The organism is Streptomyces sp. NPDC096136 (genome assembly GCF_044763325.1).
Lineage (GTDB): Bacteria > Actinomycetota > Actinomycetes > Streptomycetales > Streptomycetaceae > Streptomyces.
The window spans coordinates 238,490-258,220 of the sequence record NZ_JBIWFZ010000008.1; the positions used below are offsets into that span (position 1 = coordinate 238,490).

The window sequence follows — 19,731 nt, forward strand, 5'->3', positions numbered from 1 at the left end:
TCCCAAGGAGCCGTCGCCGTGAACACGACCCCCGAAGAACGCCTGGCGGCCGCCGGGCACGAGCTGCCCCCGGTCGCCCCGCCCGTCGCCGTGTACGTACCGGCGGTGGTGAGCGGGCACTACGTCCACACCTCCGGGCAGCTGCCCGTGGTGGGCGGGGCGCTGCTGCGCACCGGCAAGGTGGGCGGCGAGGTCACCCCGGAGCAGGGCGCCGAGCTGGCCCGGCAGTGCGCGCTGAACGCGCTCGCCGCCGTGGCCTCGGTGGCCGGGGACCTGTCCGCCGTGAAACGGGTGGTCAAGGTGGTCGGCTTCGTGGCCTCCGCCCCGGACTTCACCGGCCAGCCGGGCGTGGTCAACGGGGCGAGCGAACTGCTGGGCACCGCCTTCGGCGACGCGGGCATCCACGCGCGCAGCGCGGTCGGGGTGGCGGTGCTGCCGCTGGACGCCCCGGTGGAGGTGGAGATCACGGTGGAGCTGCACGCCCCGATGGGCGTCTGAGCCCCCTCCCCCGGGGGCCGGTCCCGGACTACGGCGCGGGTGCGCGCCCGGCCGGACGGCCCGGGGCGGCGAAGGCCTCCGGGTGGGCGGCGGACAGGAGCCGGTGACCGCGCTCCAGGGTCCGCGTGAAGGCCGCGGGGTCGGTGAGGGACATGATGTGCGGCCCGCGGACGTGGAACAGTCGGGCGTCGCCGCCGCCGGAGCGGGCCGCGGCGAGGAACTCCCGCTCCCCGGTGCGGAAGAGGCGGTCGCCGACGCCGTTGACGAAGAGCACCGGCAGCCGGCAGCGGCGCGCGAGCCCGGGGAAATCGCACCGGGAGAGTTCGTCGACCACCTCGCCGAAGGCGGGCATCGCCAGGCCGCCGCGCAGCACCGCCTCCCGGCTCTCGGCCGGCAGCCGGCGCCCGAACGCCCACGCGTTGAGGCGGGCGGAGCGCTCCGGCCCGAGCGCCGCGAACGCGCGGGCGGCGGCGCGGTGGGGCAGGACGGCGGGCCCGTCGGTCCGGGCGGTGGACCCCTGGACGAGGAGCGCGGCCGCGCCCTGCGGGTGCGCGGCCCCGTAGGCGAGGGCGACGTAGCCGCCCAGCGAGGCGCCCGCCACCAGCGGGCGGCGCCCCGTGGCCCGGACGGCCTCCTCCACGGCCAGCCCCACCTGCGCGACGGCCTCCTCCAGCCGGAAGGGGCGCCCGCGCCGGGCCCCGTGGCCGGGCAGGTCGGGGGCGGTGACCCGGAAGCGGGGAGCCAGCCGGCGGGCGTGGGGGTCCCACATCAGCGCCGAGAGCCGGGTCCCGTGGACGAGGACCAGCGGCGCCCCCTCGGGCGCTCCGGCGGCCCAGATCCCGGGCGGACCGGGGACGGGCACCAGCCCCGCCGCCGTCGCCGGGGTCCCCGGTCGGTCGCTTCCGCCCATGTCTCCCCCTGACACGCATCCAACGCAACGTTGCGTTGCACATTAGGCGGGGACCGCTTGAAACACAACGCCACGTCGCGTTGCACTAGGGTGGCCGTCGGACGCACGGGGAAGGAGCGGGACCCATGACGCAGAGGCGGGACGGGACGGCCGGCGGGCCGCGGCGCAGGGCCGAGATCTTCTCGGCCGCCCTCGGCCTGCTCGGCGAGGCGGGCTTCGACGCCCTGACCGTCGAAGGGGTGGCCCGGCGCGCCGGGGTCAACAAGACGACCCTCTACCGCTGGTGGCCGTCCAAGGCGGAGCTGCTGCACGACGCGCTGCTGGACTCCGACGCCTTCCGCTTCGAACCCCCCGACACCGGCAGCCTGCGCGGCGACCTGACCGCGCTCGCCGACCGGATCGGCCACCTGCTGGACGACGAGCGCCGGCGGACGGTCGTCGAGGCCGTCCTGGTCGGCGCGGTGGGCCACCCGGCGATGCGCGCGCTCGCGGTCTCCTTCCTCGACGACCGCTTCGGCCGGCACCGTCCCCTGTTCGCCCGCGCGGTGGCCCGCGGCGAACTGCCGCCCGACGCCGACCCGGCGCCCCTGGTCGACGCCCTGGCCGGCGCCCTGTGGATGCGGATCCTCGTCCGCCGGGACGGGGCGACCGACGGCTACACCCGCGAGCTCGCGGGCCTCCTGATGGACGGAGCCGCACGCTCCGCCCCCTCCGCCGACCCCGGCGGGAAACCGGGCCCCGGAGCCGGTACCTGATCCGCTACGCTGTGCCTGGGCCGCTTTCGCGGCGGCCCAGGGCTCCGCACGGAGCCCCGAACGCCTTCGTAGCTCAGGGGATAGAGCACCGCTCTCCTAAAGCGGGTGTCGCAGGTTCGAATCCTGCCGGGGGCACAAGGGACGACGGCCCGGACCGATCACGGTCCGGGCCGTTCGACTGCACCGGCTGACGGCAACGGGGGCGGGTGTCTGGTCTAGGTTTGGCCCGTGAACCACAGTCGGTCCCACTCCGGAGCGCCCCACGAGCCCGACGTGCCGCCCTACCAGGCGGTCCTGGCGGAGACCGACTGGGATTCGCTCCAGACGGCCTTCGGGAACGGTGGAGGTCTTCCCGGGGTTCTGGCACGGCTGTTGGAGCCGGATGCCAAGGTTCAGGTCAGCGCTCTGGCGGAGCTGCGCGAGCTGGTGGGCCACCAGAACACCGTCTACGAAGCCACCGCCCCCGTCGCCCTGTTCGTCGCCGGCATCCTCGCCCACCCGGCGGCCATGACGCCCAGGCCCTATCGCGGCGTTCCCGTCCGCGCGACGCTGTTGAACTGGCTGCTTTCCACGGCCTACGACGCCTCCGACGAGGTCGTCGGCCCCAAGGAGCGGTATTTCCCCGGCTTCCTCGCCCGCGGCACCACCGTGGCGGCCTTCCGGGACCTGCGCCCGGTGCTCTACCGGGCCGTCGCGCCCCTCCTCCAGGACAGCCACGAGGACGTGCGCGAAGCCGCCGTCACCGCCGCGCTCGTCCTCGCCGAACACCCCGCGCTCGCCGGGCACCGCGACCACCTCGCCGTGCACGCCCGCCCCATCCTGGACAGCAGCGGCAACGACGCCAACCGGCGCGTCGCCCGGAAGGCGCTCGAAGCGTGGGGCCACGCCGTTCCCGGCCCCGAACCCTTCCGGGAGGAGCCCTGGGACCAGGGGCCGCGCAGCGATGGCCGCGGGGATCTCGAACCCCCCTTCTGACCGGTACGGCCACGCCCCGCTCCTGCCCGGAGCGCGAACGCGAACGGGAACGGCCCGGAGCGATCGTGCTCCGGGCCGTTTCCTCCGTACCGCCGCCGTCAGCTCAGGCCCCTGCTGCGTTCGCCGATCCGGTCGCCCTGGGGGGTGCCGGCCCGCTTGAGGTCCGCTTTCGTGTGCGCCCCGCCCTTCACCTTGGTGCGGAGGGGGCCCTCGAAGCCGTGGTGGGGGCCGTGGCCCTGCGCGCGGCGCGTGTTCAGCTGGAGCTGTTCCACCGCCTTCGCGACGGCAGCCTGGACGTCCTGCTTCTGCTCTTTGCTCATCCCGTCGTCAACTCCCTCGGGAAGCATTCACTCGATCCCATTACCGGGATCGTATGCAGATATACGGACCTATGCACCTGGATGGGGTGGAAACCGGCCCCCTCCGGGCCGGGCTCAGGGCCGGCTCACGGCCGGCCCTGAGTGTCCTGACCGGCGCGGACCAGCTCCTCCGGGCAGGGCGTGCCGCGCGGGAGCTGGTACTTCGCCGCGATGCGGTACTCGCCCGGCGCCGGGGCCAGCAGCTCCGTCCACACGTCCCCCTCGCCGTCGGGGGCCGCCTTGGCCAGGCAGCCGGCGGTGTTCGCGTACTCCTTCGGCGCCCCGGAACGCGCCGCGCCCCGCGCCTTGGACGCCGGGGTCTCCTGCGGGGGCTCCACGGCCTTCCCCGAGCCGTCCACCAGGCCCAGCCACGGCGAGTGCGGGATCCGCACCAGTACCCGGCCGGGCGCCCGGACGTCGACGACCAGCTGGTCCGCGCCCGCCCGGACCACCTGCGCCGGCCCGGTCACCAGGCTCGTCGGATCGTCCACCTCGAACAGCCGCCAGTTCTCGTCGCCCCAGATCTGCCGCAGGTACGGCAGCCCGCCGCGCAGCAGCTCGGCCTCGGCCTCGCCGCCCGAGTCGGGCTTGTCCGCGGGCAGCACCACGTAGTGCACGGCCCAGCGCTCCAGCCAGGCCCGGTAGCTCTCGGCGCCGAGGGTGTCGTCGTAGAAGAGCGGGTTGCGCTCCAGGTCGGCCTGGCGGTTCCAGCCGCGCGCGAGGTTCACGTACGCGGGGAAGGCCGAGGACTCCCGGTGGCTGCTGGCGGGGACCACCTCCACCCGGCCCCGGTCGGCGCCGGCCTTCTGCAGCTGGTCGACCAGGGGGGCCAGCTCGCGGTTCCAGGCGGCCACCGGGGTGGTGCGGACGATGTCGGTGATGCTGTTGGTGGTGATCCAGGCGTTCAGGCCGACGAACGCCAGCAGCACGGCGTACCGGCGCCGGGTGCGCGGGACCGTGTGCGGGACGGCCGCGAGGAGGACCGCCCCGCCGAAGAGCATGACCATGCGGGTGGCGTTCGAACCGATCTGGGAGTCGACCACCCAGGTCAGGAACACCCCGAGGGCGTACACGGCGCCGGAGATCCGGACCGTCTTCCACCGCTTGGGCACGAGGAAGGCGATGGCCAGCCCGAAGACGAACGGGAGCCAGGCCGAGCCGATCTTCATCGGCTGGGTCCCGGAGAAGGGGAACAGCCAGGCCGACAGGCCCACCACGGCCACCGGGGCCAGCCCCAGCGCGTACGCGCCCGGGCGCCGCCCGCTCAGGAACAGCGCGGCCGCGACCACCCCGAGGAACAGCCCCGCGACCGGGCTCGCGGCGGTCGCCAGCCCGGCCAGCGGTGCGGCGACGGCGGCCTTGGCCCAGCGCCGCCGGGCCCACTTGCGGGGCCAGCAGAAGACGGCGGCGACGGCCCCGAGGGCGAACAGGGTCCCCAGCCCGAAGGTGACGCGGCCCGAGAGGGCGTTGCAGAACAGGCCGTAGACCCCGGCCAGCGCCGGCCACAGGGGGCGCCGGACGGCGCCCCGGCAGCGGGTGAGGATCAGGGCGAGGAGGCCCGCCGAGCAGGTCCCGGCGATCATCATCGTGGTCCGGACGCCGAGCACGTGCATGACGTACGGGGACACGACGCTGTACGAGACGGGGTGCATCCCCCCGTACCAGGCGAGGTTGTACGCCGTGTCCGGGTGCCGGCCGACGAACTCCGCCCACGCGTCCTGGGCCGCGAGGTCCCCGCCGCTGTTGGCGAAGCAGAAGAACCAGACGACGTGCAGGACCGCCGCCGCGGCGGTGGCGACCGCCACCGGGTGGCGGTGGGCCAGGCCGAGGGGGCCGCCCTCCGGCCGGCCGGCGGAGGTCGGCCGTCTCTGTCCGGGCACCCGGCTCCCCGGCTTGCGCTGCTCAGCTGTGGTCACGACCGACGCCTTCTTCCCGACACCTCTTCCCGACACGACACGCGAGTCCCGTCCCGGCTCCCTGGACGCACCGCGGCGCCCCGGGGTTGCCCGGGGCGCCGCGGTGCTGCGGCCCGTATCAGCCGATACGGGTCAGCTTGCTGCCGACGCCCGGCGCGGCCAGCTCCGACTGGAGCGCGACCGGCACCTTCACCTGGCTGGCCCCGTCGCCGACGGTCAGCATGCCGACCGCCGTGCCGGCCTTCGCCGTCTCGGGGATCTTCGTGCCGCCGTCGCCGAGCTTGATGTCCACCGTCAGCGAGGACCAGCCGACCGCCTGGACGTCGGCGGTGGCGATGACCTTGGTCCGGCCGCCGACGCCGTCGTCCACGTACCCGACGACGTCGCCCTTCTTCACGACGGGCGCGCCCTCCAGGGACTTCTGGGTGGCGACCAGCAGGTTCTTGCTCACCGCGACGACCGTGTCGATGATCGGCGGCTTGTGCTGGCCGAGGACCGCGCCGACGATCAGCTGGTTGGTGTCGCCGACCTTCTTGTAGGCGGCGAAGAGGAGGTTGCCGCCGGCCTTGGTCGTCGTACCCGTCTTGATGCCGAGGGACTCGTTGTACGGCACCAGGCTGTTCCAGTTCCGCCAGCTCTTGCCGGTCTGGTCGGTCCATGAGGGCTTGCGGGTGATGTCCGTCAGCGCGTCCATCTCGACGATCTTCAGACCGAGCTTGACCTGGTCCTCGGCGGTGCTGACGGTGGTCGCGTCCAGGCCCGAGGGGTCGGTGTAGGTCGTGTTCGTCATGCCGAGCTGCTTGGCCGTGTCGTTCATCTTCTTGACGAACGCCTCCTGGGAGCCGGAGTCCCAGCGGGCCAGCAGCCGCGCGATGTTGTTGGCCGACGGGATCATGAGGGCGGAGATCGCGTCGTACTCGGAGATCTTCTCGCCCTCCTTGACCGTGTTGAGGGTGGACTCGTTGTCGGACTTGTCCTTCTGGCCCTCGGTCTCGGCGGTCTTGTCGACGTCGATCATCGCGCCCTTCTCCCCCTTCTTGAAGGGGTGGTCGCGCATGATGATGTACGCCGTCATCGACTTGGTGACACTGGCGATCGGCACGGGCTTCTGCTCGCCGGACGAGCCGATCGTGCCGAGGCCGGCGGCCGCCATCGAGGCCTGGCCCTCGGTGGGCCAGGGCAGGTCGGGCGCCCCGCCGGGGAAGGTGAACTGGGACTTCGCGGTCAGCACGAGCCGGGGCGCGGGCAGCGGGCGCACCAGCTGCACGACGGCCAGGACCACGACCAGCAGCAGCACGATCGGCGCGTAGATCTTGACCCGCCGCACGACCGTCCGCATCGGGCTGGGCGGCGGGGGCGGGTTGTTGGTGAGGTCCGCCAGCATGTCGAGCGGCGGCCTGGGCGGCAGCGGCTGCTGCGTGGTGCGCTCGCTGGGGTCCAGCCGCCGCACCGTGGGGGCGGTCGCCGGGTCGGGCTTCGGGGCGGCCGGGGCCGGGGCGGGCCCGCCTTCACCGCGCAGCGGTACGAAGGTGCTGACCCGCGCCTCGGGGGCCGCGGCCGCCTTCTGCCCGGGCGCGGGCGCGGCGGCGGGCTTGCCGGCGGACGGCTTCGCGGGCGCGGCCGCGTCCTTCCCGGCTGCGGGCTTCCCGGCCGCGGGCTTCCCGGCCGCGGGCTTCCCGGCCGCGTCCTTCCCCGATGCGTCCTTCCCGGCGGCGTCCGCCGGGGCGGAACCCGGCTTGACGGCGCGGAAGACGGCCGTGCGCTCGTCGGACTCGGCCGGCTTCGCGGCACGCGGGTCCTGCGCGGCGGACTTCCCCGGCCCGGCGGGCCTGCCGGCCGCGGCGGGCGCGCCGGGAGCGGCCGGAGCACCGGGAGCGGCCTTGCCGCCGTCCGCCGGACGGGTGCCCGGCTTGACCGTGCGGAAGACGGCGGTGCGCCGGTCCGGCTCGGCCTCGGGCGCGGAGGAGCCCGCCGGGTCCTCCTTCTTCCCGGCGTCCGCGGGGGCGGAACCCGGCTTCACGGCACGGAAGACGGCCGTCCGCTCGGAGTCCTCGGACGGCTCGGCCGGAGCCTTCTCCCCGGCCTGCCCGGCCTTCCCGCCCTTGCCCGCCTCCGCGTCGTCCGGCACCGGCTTCGCGGCACGCGGGTCCTGCGCGGCGGGCTTCCCCGTCCCGGAGGGGCCCGCCCCGCCCTCGCCCGCGGCGGCGGAAGCGGGCTTGACGGTACGGAAGACGGCCGTGCGCTCGGAATCGGCGGAGGGCCTGCGCGCGTCGGCGGAGCCGGAGCCCCGCTCCGGGCGGGCGTCCGCGTCCCGCGGGGCGGGGTCCGAGGTCACCACGCCGAAGGCGGTGGTCCGCACGTCCCCCGCAGGCTTGCCGGCACCGGCAGAACCGGATCCGGAACCGGAACCGGAACCCGGCTCGGGGTCAGCCGTACGGTCGCCGCCGGAGTCCGCCGGAGCGGAGGCCGGCCTGACGGTACGGAAGACGGCGGTGCGCTCGGAACCGGCCGCCGCACCGGCAGAGGGCTTCCCGGTGTCCGCGGACGCGGGCCGGTCCTCACCGGAGGCCCGGTCGGCACCGCCGGAAGCGGAGCCCCGCCCACCGGCCTGCTCCGGGCGGGCGTCCGCGTCCCGCGGGGCGGGGTCCGAGGTCACCACGCCGAAGGCGGTGGTCCGCACGTCCCCCGCAGGCTTCCCGCCACCGGCAGAACCGGAACCGGAACCCGGCTCGGGGTCAGCCGTACGGTCGCCGTCGGAGTCCGCCGGAGCGGAGGCCGGCCTGACGGTACGGAAGACGGCGGTGCGCTCGGAACCGGCCGCGTCCCGGCCGGACCGCTCCCCGTCCGGACCCTCGGGGGCGGAGTCCTCCGAAGGCTCCTCGGAACCCTCGGAACCCTCGGAACCCTCGGAAGCGGAACCCTGGCGGACCACCGCGGCCTTCGCCGGCGAGGGCTCGCCGTCCGCCCGCGCGTCCGCGCCGTCGTCCGCGTCCGCGTCCTCGTCCGAGGCATCGGCGGCAACCGCCCGGGACGCCACGGCGTCCTTCACCGGGACGCGCGGCTGGAACACCGAGACCCTCGGGTCCTGTTCTCCGGCCCCTGAGGACTTCGCCGCCCCCGACGCTCCTTCACTTACCGACTTGTCGGGGGACTCGCCCGCCACCGTTCCTCCTCGATCGCCGTCCGGTCACTGCCCGAACCGTCTAACAGTGTCCCGTCTCGGGGGCCTCGCCCACGTGCTAGACGAGAACGACATAGCTACTGGTTCCCCCACAAAGCGTCCAGGCGCTCTCGACAGATGAATGTGAGAGGCGTCACCCTGTCACTCATCCACGCGGGGAGGCATGGATGGGCAGGAGCCGCAGAACAATTCCAGAGGAGCTTTTGCTGCTCGCCCTGGACCCGGCCACGGGTACCACGGCGCAGCCGCAGTCGCTCGACCTCGGCCTGGCCGGGGCACAGCTAGTGGAGCTGGCTCTGGCAGGACGGATAGCCCCTGACGGGGATCGTATCGCCGTGGTGATGCCACGGCCGACAGGAGATCCGACTCTGGACTCCGCACTGGAGCTGTTGCGCAGGCGCGGCAGCCCGGTACGGGCGGTCCACTGGATCGGCGGCCCCCGGCTGGGGCTCCGCCAGATCTACCTCGCGCACCTGGAGCGCTGCGGCATGGTGCATGCCGTCGCGGGACAGATGTGCGGGGTGTTGCCGACGACTCGCTACCAGGCGACCGACACGGCCATCAGCCGGGAGATCCGTGCCCGGCTCGACAGTGCGATCCGCACCGGCGTACCGCCGGACCCGCGGACCGCGGCGCTCGCCGCACTGGCCCACGCGGTCGGACTCGGCAAGCACCTGTACCCCGGCAACGAGGGGCGGTCGTCCAGGTCCCGGCTGCGGGACCTGATCCGGCACGACCCGATGGGCGGCCTGGTGGCGCACGCCGTCATGGACGTCCAGAACGGCGTGGCCGCACAGCCGCGCCGCGACCGCGCTCCGGCTCCGCAGCCGGCCGCCCGGGCCACGGCGGGCGGCGTGCCGCTCCAGCCGCGCCGGACGGGTGCGATGGCCCGCGCGGCCGCGCACTGAGCGCACGGCACGTACGACCCGAAGGGCCATGAGGCCCGGAGGGCCGCAGAACCCGCTACACCCCTTGGTCCACCAGCGGGACACCGATCCACCTCCGCAGCCGGCCGTCCCCCAGAGACCCGGTGCGCGAGCCGCGGACACGCGGGGTGGCGGGGCCGATACGCCGGCCCCGCCACCCCGCGTGGCTGCTTTCCGGGCCGTTCCCCAGCGCCGTCGCACCCTTCGGTGGCAGTCTGCTGAACATCAGACACGCAGAGAGACAGCTACTGAAGAAGGCGGAGGTGCCGATCCCGTGGCGTCCAATGTCAATCCCACCGTCCGACGCCGCCGACTGGGCATGGAGTTGCGCAAGCTGCGCGAGGACAAGGGCATGACGGCCGAGCAGGTCGCCGAGCGCCTCCTCGTCTCCCAGTCGAAGATCAGCCGTCTGGAGAACGGCCGCCGTTCCATCAGCCAGCGCGACGTCCGCGACCTGTGCGAGGTGTACGAGGTGGAGGACCCCCGTCTGGTGGACTCGCTCATGCAGATGGCCAAGGACTCCCGTCAGCAGGGCTGGTGGCACGCCTTCGGCGACATCCCGTACAGCGTCTACATCGGCCTGGAGACGGACGCGGCCAGCCTGCGCACCTACGAGCCGCAGATGGTCCCGGGGCTGCTCCAGACCCCCGAGTACGCCCAGGCCCTGATCCGCGGCGCGCTGCCGGAGACGGCGCCCGCCGACGTGGAGAAGCGCGTCCAGGTCCGGATGCACCGGCAGAAGCGGCTGTCCGAGACGGAGAACAACAATCCGGAGGTCGGGCCGCTGCGCCTGTGGGCGGTCATCGACGAGGCGGTGCTGCGCCGGCACGTGGGCGATCCCCAGCTGATGATCCGGCAGTTGCAGTTCCTGATAGAGCAGTCGCAGCAGCCGTACATCACCGTGCAGGTGATGCCGTTCTCGATGGGTGCCCATCCGGGAGTGAACGGGCAGTACGCGATTCTGGAATTCCCGGACGCCTCGGACTCGACGGTGGTCTACATCGAGGGCGTCACGAGCGATTTGTACCTGGAGAAGGCGAACGACGTCCAGAAATACAGCGTGATGTACGAGCACTTGCGCGCGCAGGCCCTCAATGTGGAACAGACCCGGGAGTTCATCTCCGGGATCATCGACCACTACGCGGCCCTGGCGAAGTAGCCGGAGGCGTCCCGCGGGTAGCCGGAAGTAGTCGGGCATGTGCGGGAAGTAGGGAGGTGGCGGGGGGTCCGGCACGGTACACCGTCGGTCCCCGGCCACAGAAGGCCTGAATGGAATATGCCACCCGGTCGAGTGAATGTCTCCTTCCCCGCTCGGAAGGTGCCGGTAGCGTCGATCACGTCGGCCCGGGAATTGGCGCCGGCGTTCGGCCGGGAACTCCCGGAACCACTCTCTTGAACCGGAGAAGAACCATGGGCATTCGTCAGGGCGGCACCGAGAACTGGACCAAGTCCTCCTACTCCGGCGGAAACGGCGCCTGTGTCGAGGTCAAGTCCCCCGTCTCCGAGGCGATCGCCGTCCGCGACTCCAAGGTGCAGGACGGTCCCTCGATCACCGTCGCCCCCGGCTCCTGGACCTCCTTCGTGACCGGCGTCGCCGAGGGCCGGCTGGGGCACCTCGCCTGAACCCCGCGACGCGCGACACCCACTGGAGCCCTCTCGACCGGCACGCCGTCCTGGCCGAGGGGGCTCGGCCGTGTCCGCGTGCGGGCGGCCGGCCCCCGCTCCGCCCGGGGGTCAGCGCAGCCGGTCCACGTACCGGTCGGTCCCCGGCACCGTCGGGATGAACGGCGCCACCAGCTCCACCCGCCCCAGCCCCGCCTCCGCGACCTCCGCGTCCAGCCCCTGGAAGCGGTCCCAGCAGGTGCGCGGATCGGCCTCCAGGAACCACAGCAGCGTGAGGCGGGTGTCCACCCCCTCGACCTGCTTGACGTAGGTCATCCGGTCCCCGGGCAGCGGCGTCGGCCGGAAGGCGGTCACCATCGCCGCGGGCGAGCCGTGCAGCCGGCGCGGCAGGGCCCTGGAGCGCAGCCACTCCAGCAGCTCAGCACGCCGCTCGGGGCCCTCGGCGTCGACGACCTGGAGGACGAGCCCGGCGTACGGGTGGTCCAGGGCGTGGAAGTCGCGGGGGCCGGCGGCCCCGTCGCGGTAGACGGTGGCCTCGTGGTCCTGGAAGGCCGTGAAGACGTGCGTGCGGTCCTGGTAGACGCGGCCGTCGCGGTTCAGGCGCCTGTTGATGCCGACGGTCCACTTCATGTGCTCGTCGTAGCGGCCCTCGGTCACCCAGTACGTCGACAGGTAGCAGCCGGCCGTCACCGGCTGGGCCACCGCCGACTTCTCCGGGTAGCGCAGCTCCTGGAGGTCGCGGGTGGCCACCCAGCGGCGGCCCGCGAACATCCAGGGCATGGCCATCGCGCCCGCGTAGTAGTGGTCGTCCTCGTACCAGCGGTTGTAGGCGTACTCGTGGCCGGGATGCGGTTCGACCATGGTGATCAGCGCGTGGCCGGGGCGGACCCCGTACGGGCCGACGGCCGCGAGCCCGGCGTAGTCCCCGGCCCTGGTGTCCTCTGGTTCCCGCTCTCGTCTGCTCGTCATGGCACCGGTTTAGCTGATGCATCATCAGTTCGCGAGGGGGCGGGCGCTGTTCACTCCTCGAACTGGTAGGTGCCGCCTGCATCTTTCCTGGCTAGGCTGCGGTCACCCGCCACCCGAAGGAGCCCCCATGCCCCTCGAAAGCCGCGACGCCGCCGCCCTGCCCGGCTTCGCCTCCCGCGCCGCCACCGTGGGCGGTTCGCCCGTACGGGAGATCCTGGCGCTCACCGAACGGCCCGGGGTGATCTCCTTCGCCGGCGGCCTGCCCGCCCCCGAGCTCTTCGACACCGCCGGACTGCGCGCCGCCTACGACAGCGCCCTCGCCGGAGCCGCCGCCGCCTCCCGCGCGCTCCAGTACTCCACCACCGAGGGCGCCCCCGAGCTCCGCACGGCCGTCGCGGCCCGCGCGGACCGGCGCGGGCTGCCCACCACCGCGGACGACGTGCTCGTCACCACCGGCTCCCAGCAGGCGCTGACCCTGGTCACCGCCACCCTCGTCGAGCCCGGCGACACCGTCCTCGTCGAGAACCCCACCTACCTGGCGGCCCTCCAGTGCTTCGGGATGGCCGGGGCCCGCGTCATACCCGTCCCCTGCGACGAACAGGGCCTGCTCCCCGACGCCCTGGCCGAGATCACCGCCCGGGAGCGCCCCAAGCTGCTCTACACCGTCCCCACCTTCCAGAACCCCACCGGGCGCACCCTGCCCGGCGAGCGCCGGGCGGAGGTCGCGCGGACCGCGGCCCGCCTCGGACTGTGGCTGGTGGAGGACGACCCGTACGGGGACCTGCGCTACGAGGGCGACCACGAGCCCTGGCTCGCCGCCCACCCGGGCGCGGAGGACCGCACCGCCCTGATCGGCAGCTTCTCCAAGATCATGGCCCCGGGGCTGCGGCTGGGCTGGCTGCGCGCCCCGGCCGCCCTGCGCCGGGCGGCGGTGGTCGCCAAGCAGGCGGCCGACCTGCACACCTCGACGGTGGACCAGCTGGCCGCCGCCCACTACCTGGGCGCCCACGACCTCGACGCCCACGTCGCCCGGGTCCGCGAGGCCTACCGGGCCCGGCGCGACGCCCTCCTGGCGGGCCTGGCCGGGGCGCTTCCGGAGGGCTCGGAGTGGAACCGCCCGCAGGGCGGCATGTTCGTCTGGGCCCGGCTCCCGGAGGGGTACGACGCGACGGCCCTGCTGAAGTCGGCCGTCGCGCACGACGTGGCGTACGTGCCCGGCGCCCCCTTCTTCACCGGCGCCCCGGACCCGCGCGCCCTGCGGCTGTCCTTCACCACGCACACCCCGGACGAGATCGCCGAGGGGCTGGACCGGCTGCGCCGGGCCCTGGGGTAGGGGCGGGGGCGGGCGGCCCGCGGCTCAGGAGCCGCGCGGCGCCCGGTACAGGGCCTCGATCTCGTCCTCGTGGTCCCGTGCGACGGCGGCCCGCCTGAGCTTCATGGAGGGGGTCAGGTGCCCGCGGTCCTCGGTGAACTCCCCGGGCAGGACGGCGAAGCGGCGGATGGACTCGGCCCGCGAGACCAGCTTGTTCGCCTCGTCGACCGCCCGCTGGAGGTCGGCCAGCAGCTCCGGGTCCGTGACCAGCTCGCGGAGCGGGACGCCCTGCTTCCGGTGCATCTGCCGCCAGTGCGCCAGCCCGTCCGGCTCCAGGGTGATCAGGGCCGCGACGTAGGGCCGGTTGTCGCCGATCACCATGCACTGGCCGACCAGCGGGTGGGCGCGCAGCCAGTCCTCCAGGGGTGCGGGGGCGACGTTCTTGCCGCCGGAGGTGATGATCAGGTCCTTCTTGCGGCCGGTGATGGTGAGGTAGCCGTCGGCGTCGAGCTCGCCGATGTCCCCGGTGGCCAGCCAGCCGCCGGGCGGCTGCGCGGAAACGTTCCAGTACCCGGCGAAGACGTGCCCGCCCCGCAGCAGCACCTCCCCGTCGTCGGCGATGCGCACCGCCGTTCCGGGCAGCGGCCAGCCGACCGTGCCCAGGCGGGGCCGCAGCGGCGGGGTGACCGTCGCGGCGGCCGTCGTCTCGGTGAGCCCGTACCCCTCGAAGACCTCGATGCCCGCGCCCGTGTAGAAGGCGGCGAGGCGCCGGCCGAGGGGGGAGCCGCCGCTGAGGACGTAGCGGACGCGGCCGCCGAGCGCGGTGCGGATGCGCCGGTAGACGAGCGGGTCGTACAGGGCGTGGGCGGCCCGCAGCAGCAGTCCGGGCCGGGCGCCCTCGGGTGCCTCCCCGATGCGCCGGGCGATCCGGGCGGCCCGGTCGAAGGAGGAGGCGCGGCCCATCCGTTCGGCGGTGGCGCGGGCGGTGTTGTAGACCTTCTCCAGGACGTAGGGGATGGCGAGCAGGAAGGTGGGCCGGAAGCCGGCGAGGTCGGCGAGGAGGTCCTCGGTGGCGATGCTCGGAGCGTGGCCGAGCTTGACCCGGGCGCGCAGGCAGCCGACGGCGACCATCCGCCCGAAGACGTGCGACAGCGGGAGGAAGAGCAGGGTGGAGGCGGGGTCCTTGCTGACGGACCGGAAGACCGGGTGCAGCAGCTCCACCGCGTTGTCGACCTCGGCGAAGAAGTTGCCGTGGGTCAGCACGCAGCCCTTGGGCCGGCCGGTGGTGCCGGAGGTGTAGACGAGGGTGGCGTAGGACTCGGGCGTACGGGCGGCCCGGCGGGCCTGCACGATCGCGTCGGGGAGGTGCTCCCCGGCCTTGACCAGGCGGGCGACGGCCCCGGTGTCGAACTCCCACAGGTGCGCGAGGCCGGGGAGGTGGGCGCGCTCGGCGCTGATGAGCCGGGCCTGGACGGTGTCCTCGACGGCGCAGGCGACGGCGCCGGAGTCGTGGATGATCCAGCGGGCCTGGAGGGCGGAGGAGGTGGGGTAGATGGGGACGGTGACCAGCCCGGCGGCCCAGCCGGCGAAGTCCAGCAGGGTCCACTCGTAGGTGGTCCGGGCCATGATCGCGAGCCGGTCTCCCTCCGCGAGCCCCTCGGCGATGAGCCCCTTGGCGACGGCGAGCACCTCGGCCGCGAACTCGGCGGCGGTGACGTCCCGCCAGGTCCCGTCGCGTTGCTTGCGGGCGAGTACGGGCCCGCCGGGGGCCTCGCGGGCGTTGAGGAAGGGCAGGTCCCCGAGCGATCCGCCGGCCGGCGCCCCGGCGAGGGCGGGCACCGCCACCTCGCGCACCACCCCGGCGACGATCGTCTTGACGGGTTCGACCAGCTTCGGCTCGGCAGCGTCCACGGCTCGTTCTCCTCGGTCGATCGGGGGTTACCGCCGGTAATCTACGCACGCGCGTCTCCCGGGGAACACCCCTCGAACCGGCCCTCCTCCACAGCTCCACACCCCGCGAACGATCTCCACCCCGGGTCCGCACACCTGCGGGGCCGGGCCTGCGGGCCGGAACGGCTGCGTCGGCGAGGGCGGAGGGGGAAGAATCCGTGAAGTCCGCCAGGGCACCGCCACCTTGAGGAGCAGCCGGTGTCGTCAGAGGAGATCCAGTTAACGCTCACCCCCGCGCAGGCCGCCGGCGGCACCACCGTCGACGTCCCGCTCCCGTCCGGGGCCGCGCGGCTGCGCATACCGCCGACCCGCGACGGCGACCTCGTACGGGCCCGCGTCGGCGGCACGGAGGTGCTGCTGCGCATACGGGTGTCCGGCCCCAGCGCGGCCGGCCCCTCCGGCCCCAGCGCGGCCGACGCCTCCGGCCCCGCCGCGGGCGCCCCCTCCGGCTTCACGGTGCCGGGCCCCTTCGGCCCCATAGCCGTCGAACAGCCCCCGCCCGGCAAGAAGTCCGGGCCCCTCGGCTGCCTGCTGGCGCTCGGCGTCGGCGCGGCCCTGGTCATCGGCATCGCCGTGGCGGGCGGTGACGACGACTCCCGCCCCACCGGCGGCGCAACGCCCTCGCCCTCGCCCTCGTCCTCGTACACCCCGTACAGCCCGCCGGCCTCCTCCCCCGGCCCGGAGACCGGCCCGGGGACCGGGCCCGACACCACCCCGACGTACGAGCCCCCCACCCCCTCGCCGACCACCGAGGCCCCCCGCCCCTTCGACGAGGGGACCTGCCTCAACGGGCAGCTGCCGGACTCGACGACGGCGACGCGCGTCACCGGCGTCCACGACGTCCCCTGCTCCGCCGACGACGCGCACTACCGGGTCGTCCAACGCTTCCCGGGCACCTCGGACATGAGCCGCTGCGACCAGAACTCCGCCACGGAGTACGGCTTCTCTTACCGCTACACCATCAACGGCAGCGTCATCAACGAGTACGTGTACTGCCTGGTCGGCCTGGGCTCGTACGCCCGCCGCTAACCCTTCTTCGCGGGGAGCGAGTTCAGCAGGGCGGCGCCGCGCGCGGCGTCGTCCACGCTCACCGCGAAGTCCCGCCCCTTCACCCGTACGACCAGGCATTCGCCGCCCCGCAGCATCACCGTCGTGCCGAGCCCGTTGATCCGGTAGCCCCAGCCGCCGGCCCGGGCCGGCGTCCGCTCCTCGGCGCGGGCCGACTCGATGTCCGCGGCGGCCCAGCGCCGCACCGGGTACCCGAGCGGACCGAAGGCGACCTCCAGCCCGCGCTGCGTCACCCGCGCCCGGACGGAGGAGCAGACCAGGACCGCCAGGGCGGCGAAGGCGAGGGGCGCGACCATCGGCCACGGCCCGTCGAGCAGCCCCGCCAGCCCGGCGAGGAGGCCGCCCAGCGCGGCCAGCCCGAGGAGGCCCCCCAGCAGCTGCAGCCAGGGGTTGGCGGCGCTCGACAGCCAGACGAGCCGCTCGCCGCCCGGGATCTCCATCCGCGGCCCCTCCGCGGCCGCGGGCCCCTCCGCCGGGGACCGGCGCCCCAGCGCGGCCCCGCCGGCGCCGGCCAGCACGGCGACCGCGACCATCACCGCCACGCCCCACCCCGTCACGGACCCGGCCTGCCGCCAGTCGGGGGCGTCCAGGTTGGCCCGTACGATCGACGCCTGCGTTCCCGCGAGGAGCACACCGGTGGAGGCCAGGGTCGCCAGGCTCCATCGGGGAAGGGGCCCGCGCCGGGCCCCGAACGCCGCGGCGGCCGCCACGACCACCCACACCAGCGCCGGGAACAGCACCGCCGCCCACAGCCCCATCGACCCGTCGGGCCCCCCGGAGCCGCCGCTCCAGTGGGTGGCCACCGGATCGGGCAGCCGCCCGCCCGCGGCCAGCGGCAGCCCCACCACCAGGGCCAGCACCCCGGCCCCCCACCCGGCGACCCCCCACACCCCGCGGTTCCTCACGGCATCCCCCTGATCATCTCGATGAGCTCGGCCTTGCCGTACCCCAGCCGCGCCCCGTCGGCCACCAGGGCGCGTACGCGTTCCAGCAGCTCCGAGCGCCCGTCCGCCCCGCCGGCCACGGTCACCCCGCGGCCGCGCCGGAACTCCAGCAGCCCCTCGTCGCGCAGGGCCCGCAGGGCGCGCAGCACGGTGTTGGCGTTGACCCCCAGCGCCTGCGCGAGGTCGCGCGCGGGCGGGATCCGGTCGCCGGGGGCGCATTCGCCCTCGGCGATGGCACGGCGGACCGCACCCGCCACCTGCTCGTGCAGGGGGCGGGTGTCGGCGGTGTTCAGCCTCAGCAACATGGTGCCAATGACACTAGCACCATTACCTCGATGGAGCCACTGCCCGGGAGCCCCGGCGCGGGCCGCGGGAGCGTGACGAGAGGGCGCGTTCGCCACCCTCTGACGGACCCGTGTTGCAGAATGGCCCCGGCCGCGGGGGCGGTTGGACCGGTCCGGGGGCAGCAGGGGGTGGCGATGCGGACGGGAGAGGAACTGGCCGGGCGGTACCGGCTCGGCGTCCGGCTCGGGCAGGGCGGGGTCGGCGAGGTGTGGCGGGCCCATGACCTGGAACTCGGGCGGGCCGTCGCGGTGAAGGTGCTGCTGGAGTTCGACGCCTCCGAGGAACTGATGGGCCGCTTCCGGCGGGAGGCGGAGATCGGGGCGCGCCTCCAGCACCCCGGGATCACCGTGGTCCACGACACGGGGCGGCACGGGAACCGGCTGTTCATCGTGATGGAGCTGCTGGAGGGCCAGGACCTCGCCCAGCGCCTGGCCGCGCGCCCCGGCCAGGGGCTGCCGCTGCCCGAGGTGCTCGGCCTCGGGCTCCAGGCGGCCGAGGCCCTGGGCGCGGCGCACGCGCAGCAGGTGGTGCACCGGGACCTGAAGCCCGCCAACCTCTTCCTGCTCGCCGACGGCCGCCTGAAGATCTGCGACTTCGGCATCGCCCGCACCGCCGACGCCACGGCCACCCTGACCGCCACCGGCCGCGTCTTCGGCACGCCCGCCTACATGGCGCCCGAGCAGTGGCGCGGCGAACAGGTCGGCGCGGCCTGCGACATGTACGCGCTCGGCGGCGTGCTGCACGCGCTGCTGACCGGCGCGCCGCCGTTCCCGGTCACCGAGACCCCGTGGGTGCTGATGCGGCGCCACCTGGACGAGACGCCGCCCGCGGCGGACACCGTACGGGCGGACGTGCCGGCCCCGCTCGCGGCGCTGGTCGCCGACCTGCTGGCCAAGGAGCCGCGGGCACGGCCGGACGCCACCGCCGCCGCCGCGCGGCTGCGCGCCCTGCTGGACCCGGACGCGCCCGTCGCGCCGCCCCGGACCCGGCCGGCCCTGCCCCGGCCGACCGCCGGGCCGGCGCGCCGCACCGTGCTCCTCGGGGGTCTGGCCGCCGCGGCCGGGGTGACGGGCGGGACCTACGCCGTGCTGCGGATGTCCGGCGGGGGCGGAGGCCGGGCGGGGACCGTCATCACCCACCACACCGACGCCGTCGGGTCGGTGGCGTTCAGCCCGGACGGCAGGCTCCTGGCGAGCGGGGGCAGCGACCGCACGGTCCGGCTGTGGGACCTCGCGGCCGGCTCCGGCTCCTCCCCCTTCCCCGCCCGCGCCGCGACCGTGACGTGCGTGGCGTTCAGCCCCGACGGCAAGGTCCTCGCGAGCGCCGGCCTGGACCGCTCGATCGCCCTGGCGGACGTCGGGCGCCGCAGCGACCGGGCCGGGCTGAAGGCCTCCGCGGGCGTGCTGTCGGCGGCGTTCAGCCCGGACGGCACGCTCCTCGCCGACGCCGACGACCGGACCGTCCGCCTCTGGGACCTCGCCTCCGGCACCGTCGCCGCGACCCTCGACGCGCACGGGGGCACCGTGCGCTCGGTGGCGTTCAGCCCCGACGGCAGGACCCTGGCCGGCGGCGGCGAGGACGGCACCGTACGCCTCTGGGACGTCGCCGGCCGCACCGTCACCGCCACCCTCACCGGCCACGTCGGGCACGTGGCCTCGGTGGCGTTCAGCCCGGACGGCCGGACCCTCGCCAGCGGCGGCGCCGACGCCACCGTACGCCTCTGGGACCCCGCCGCGGCCGCCGCCACCGCCTCCCTCGACGGCAGCAACAGCACGGTCCGGTCCGTCGCGTTCAGCCCCGACGGCAGGATGCTGGCCGCGGGCGGCGGCCGGACCGTACGGCTGTGGGACGTGGCCGCGCGCTCGGCGGCGGCCAGGCTCAACGGGCACACCGGGGCCGTCGCCTCCGTGGCCTTCAGTCCGGACGGGGTCCACCTGGCCAGCGGGAGCGACGACTCCACCGTCCGGGTGTGGCGGATCCCCTGACGGCCCGTCCGGCGG

At 74.8% G+C, this 19,731-nt stretch carries 17 protein-coding genes and 1 tRNA gene; 10 read left to right on the forward strand and 8 right to left on the reverse strand.

The window, feature by feature from the left end:
- Nucleotides 1-18 precede the first annotated feature (18 nt).
- Nucleotides 19-498 (forward strand): RidA family protein, encoded by a 480-nt coding sequence (locus tag ACIRBY_RS19430; protein ID WP_403901911.1) that lies wholly within the window; start codon nt 19-21, stop codon nt 496-498.
- Nucleotides 499-526: 28 nt separating this feature from the next.
- Here ACIRBY_RS19430 and ACIRBY_RS19435 read toward each other — a convergent pair whose 3' ends face one another.
- Nucleotides 527-1,408: an alpha/beta fold hydrolase gene (locus ACIRBY_RS19435; protein WP_403901913.1), complete on the reverse strand. Its 882-nt coding sequence runs from the start codon at nt 1,406-1,408 to the stop codon at nt 527-529.
- A gap of 125 nt (nt 1,409-1,533) precedes the next feature.
- Here ACIRBY_RS19435 and ACIRBY_RS19440 point away from each other — a divergent pair, with 125 nt between their 5' ends.
- From ACIRBY_RS19440 to ACIRBY_RS19450, 3 genes are all read left to right on the forward strand, one after another.
- Nucleotides 1,534-2,163: a TetR/AcrR family transcriptional regulator gene (locus tag ACIRBY_RS19440; RefSeq protein ID WP_403901915.1), complete on the forward strand. Its 630-nt coding sequence runs from the start codon at nt 1,534-1,536 to the stop codon at nt 2,161-2,163.
- A 62-nt stretch (nt 2,164-2,225) separates the two neighbouring features.
- Nucleotides 2,226-2,298, forward strand: a tRNA-Arg gene (locus tag ACIRBY_RS19445).
- A gap of 93 nt (nt 2,299-2,391) precedes the next feature.
- Nucleotides 2,392-3,138: a hypothetical protein gene (locus tag ACIRBY_RS19450; RefSeq protein WP_403901917.1), complete on the forward strand. Its 747-nt coding sequence runs from the start codon at nt 2,392-2,394 to the stop codon at nt 3,136-3,138.
- Nucleotides 3,139-3,236: 98 nt separating this feature from the next.
- On the opposite strand, the gene ACIRBY_RS19455 is transcribed toward ACIRBY_RS19450, so the two are convergent.
- The 3 genes from ACIRBY_RS19455 to ACIRBY_RS19465 form a co-directional block, all read right to left on the reverse strand.
- Nucleotides 3,237-3,458 carry a hypothetical protein gene (locus tag ACIRBY_RS19455; RefSeq protein WP_366450941.1) on the reverse strand — a complete coding sequence of 74 codons (222 nt, stop codon included), beginning with the start codon at nt 3,456-3,458 and terminating at the stop codon, nt 3,237-3,239.
- A gap of 125 nt (nt 3,459-3,583) precedes the next feature.
- A complete protein-coding gene (locus ACIRBY_RS19460; protein WP_403901919.1) occupies nt 3,584-5,413 on the reverse strand; it encodes an MFS transporter in 1,830 nt (609 codons plus the stop codon).
- A gap of 118 nt (nt 5,414-5,531) precedes the next feature.
- Complete coding sequence (locus ACIRBY_RS19465) at nt 5,532-8,483, reverse strand: hypothetical protein (RefSeq protein ID WP_403901921.1); 2,952 nt, start codon at nt 8,481-8,483, stop codon at nt 5,532-5,534.
- A 278-nt stretch (nt 8,484-8,761) separates the two neighbouring features.
- Here ACIRBY_RS19465 and ACIRBY_RS19470 point away from each other — a divergent pair, with 278 nt between their 5' ends.
- The 3 genes from ACIRBY_RS19470 to ACIRBY_RS19480 all read left to right on the forward strand — a co-directional run bounded on the left by ACIRBY_RS19470 (nt 8,762) and on the right by ACIRBY_RS19480 (nt 11,143).
- Nucleotides 8,762-9,502: a GPP34 family phosphoprotein gene (locus tag ACIRBY_RS19470; RefSeq protein WP_079427798.1), complete on the forward strand. Its 741-nt coding sequence runs from the start codon at nt 8,762-8,764 to the stop codon at nt 9,500-9,502.
- 292 nt (nt 9,503-9,794) lie between these two features.
- On the forward strand, nt 9,795-10,679 hold the full coding sequence (locus tag ACIRBY_RS19475; protein ID WP_403901923.1) for a helix-turn-helix domain-containing protein: 885 nt from the start codon (nt 9,795-9,797) through the stop codon (nt 10,677-10,679).
- A gap of 251 nt (nt 10,680-10,930) precedes the next feature.
- Nucleotides 10,931-11,143: a DUF397 domain-containing protein gene (locus ACIRBY_RS19480; RefSeq protein ID WP_403901925.1), complete on the forward strand. Its 213-nt coding sequence runs from the start codon at nt 10,931-10,933 to the stop codon at nt 11,141-11,143.
- Between the two features lie 111 nt (nt 11,144-11,254).
- On the opposite strand, the gene ACIRBY_RS19485 is transcribed toward ACIRBY_RS19480, so the two are convergent.
- Nucleotides 11,255-12,112 carry a hypothetical protein gene (locus ACIRBY_RS19485; RefSeq protein ID WP_403901927.1) on the reverse strand — a complete coding sequence of 286 codons (858 nt, stop codon included), beginning with the start codon at nt 12,110-12,112 and terminating at the stop codon, nt 11,255-11,257.
- A 127-nt stretch (nt 12,113-12,239) separates the two neighbouring features.
- Here ACIRBY_RS19485 and ACIRBY_RS19490 point away from each other — a divergent pair, with 127 nt between their 5' ends.
- Nucleotides 12,240-13,445, forward strand: coding sequence for a PLP-dependent aminotransferase family protein (locus ACIRBY_RS19490; protein ID WP_403901929.1), 1,206 nt, complete (start codon nt 12,240-12,242; stop codon nt 13,443-13,445).
- A gap of 24 nt (nt 13,446-13,469) precedes the next feature.
- On the opposite strand, the gene ACIRBY_RS19495 is transcribed toward ACIRBY_RS19490, so the two are convergent.
- The gene (locus ACIRBY_RS19495) at nt 13,470-15,335 is read right to left on the reverse strand and encodes an AMP-dependent synthetase/ligase (RefSeq protein ID WP_403901930.1); all 1,866 of its coding nucleotides are present in this window, start codon (nt 15,333-15,335) and stop codon (nt 13,470-13,472) included.
- Between the two features lie 237 nt (nt 15,336-15,572).
- On the opposite strand from ACIRBY_RS19495, the gene ACIRBY_RS19500 reads away from it, so the two are divergent.
- Nucleotides 15,573-16,403, forward strand: a complete 831-nt coding sequence (locus ACIRBY_RS19500) for a hypothetical protein (protein WP_403901932.1) — start codon at nt 15,573-15,575, stop codon at nt 16,401-16,403.
- On the opposite strand, the gene ACIRBY_RS19505 is transcribed toward ACIRBY_RS19500, so the two are convergent.
- Complete coding sequence (locus tag ACIRBY_RS19505; RefSeq protein WP_403901934.1) at nt 16,400-17,347, reverse strand: DUF1648 domain-containing protein; 948 nt, start codon at nt 17,345-17,347, stop codon at nt 16,400-16,402. The genes ACIRBY_RS19500 and ACIRBY_RS19505 overlap by 4 nt on opposite strands.
- On the reverse strand, nt 17,344-17,691 hold the full coding sequence (locus ACIRBY_RS19510) for a GntR family transcriptional regulator (protein ID WP_403901935.1): 348 nt from the start codon (nt 17,689-17,691) through the stop codon (nt 17,344-17,346). Before ACIRBY_RS19510 ends, ACIRBY_RS19505 begins: the two co-directional genes overlap by 4 nt.
- Before the next feature lie 174 nt (nt 17,692-17,865).
- Here ACIRBY_RS19510 and ACIRBY_RS19515 point away from each other — a divergent pair, with 174 nt between their 5' ends.
- Entirely contained in the window at nt 17,866-19,716 is a 1,851-nt protein-coding gene (locus tag ACIRBY_RS19515; RefSeq protein ID WP_403901937.1) for a WD40 repeat domain-containing serine/threonine protein kinase, read from the forward strand.
- Nucleotides 19,717-19,731 lie beyond the last annotated feature (15 nt).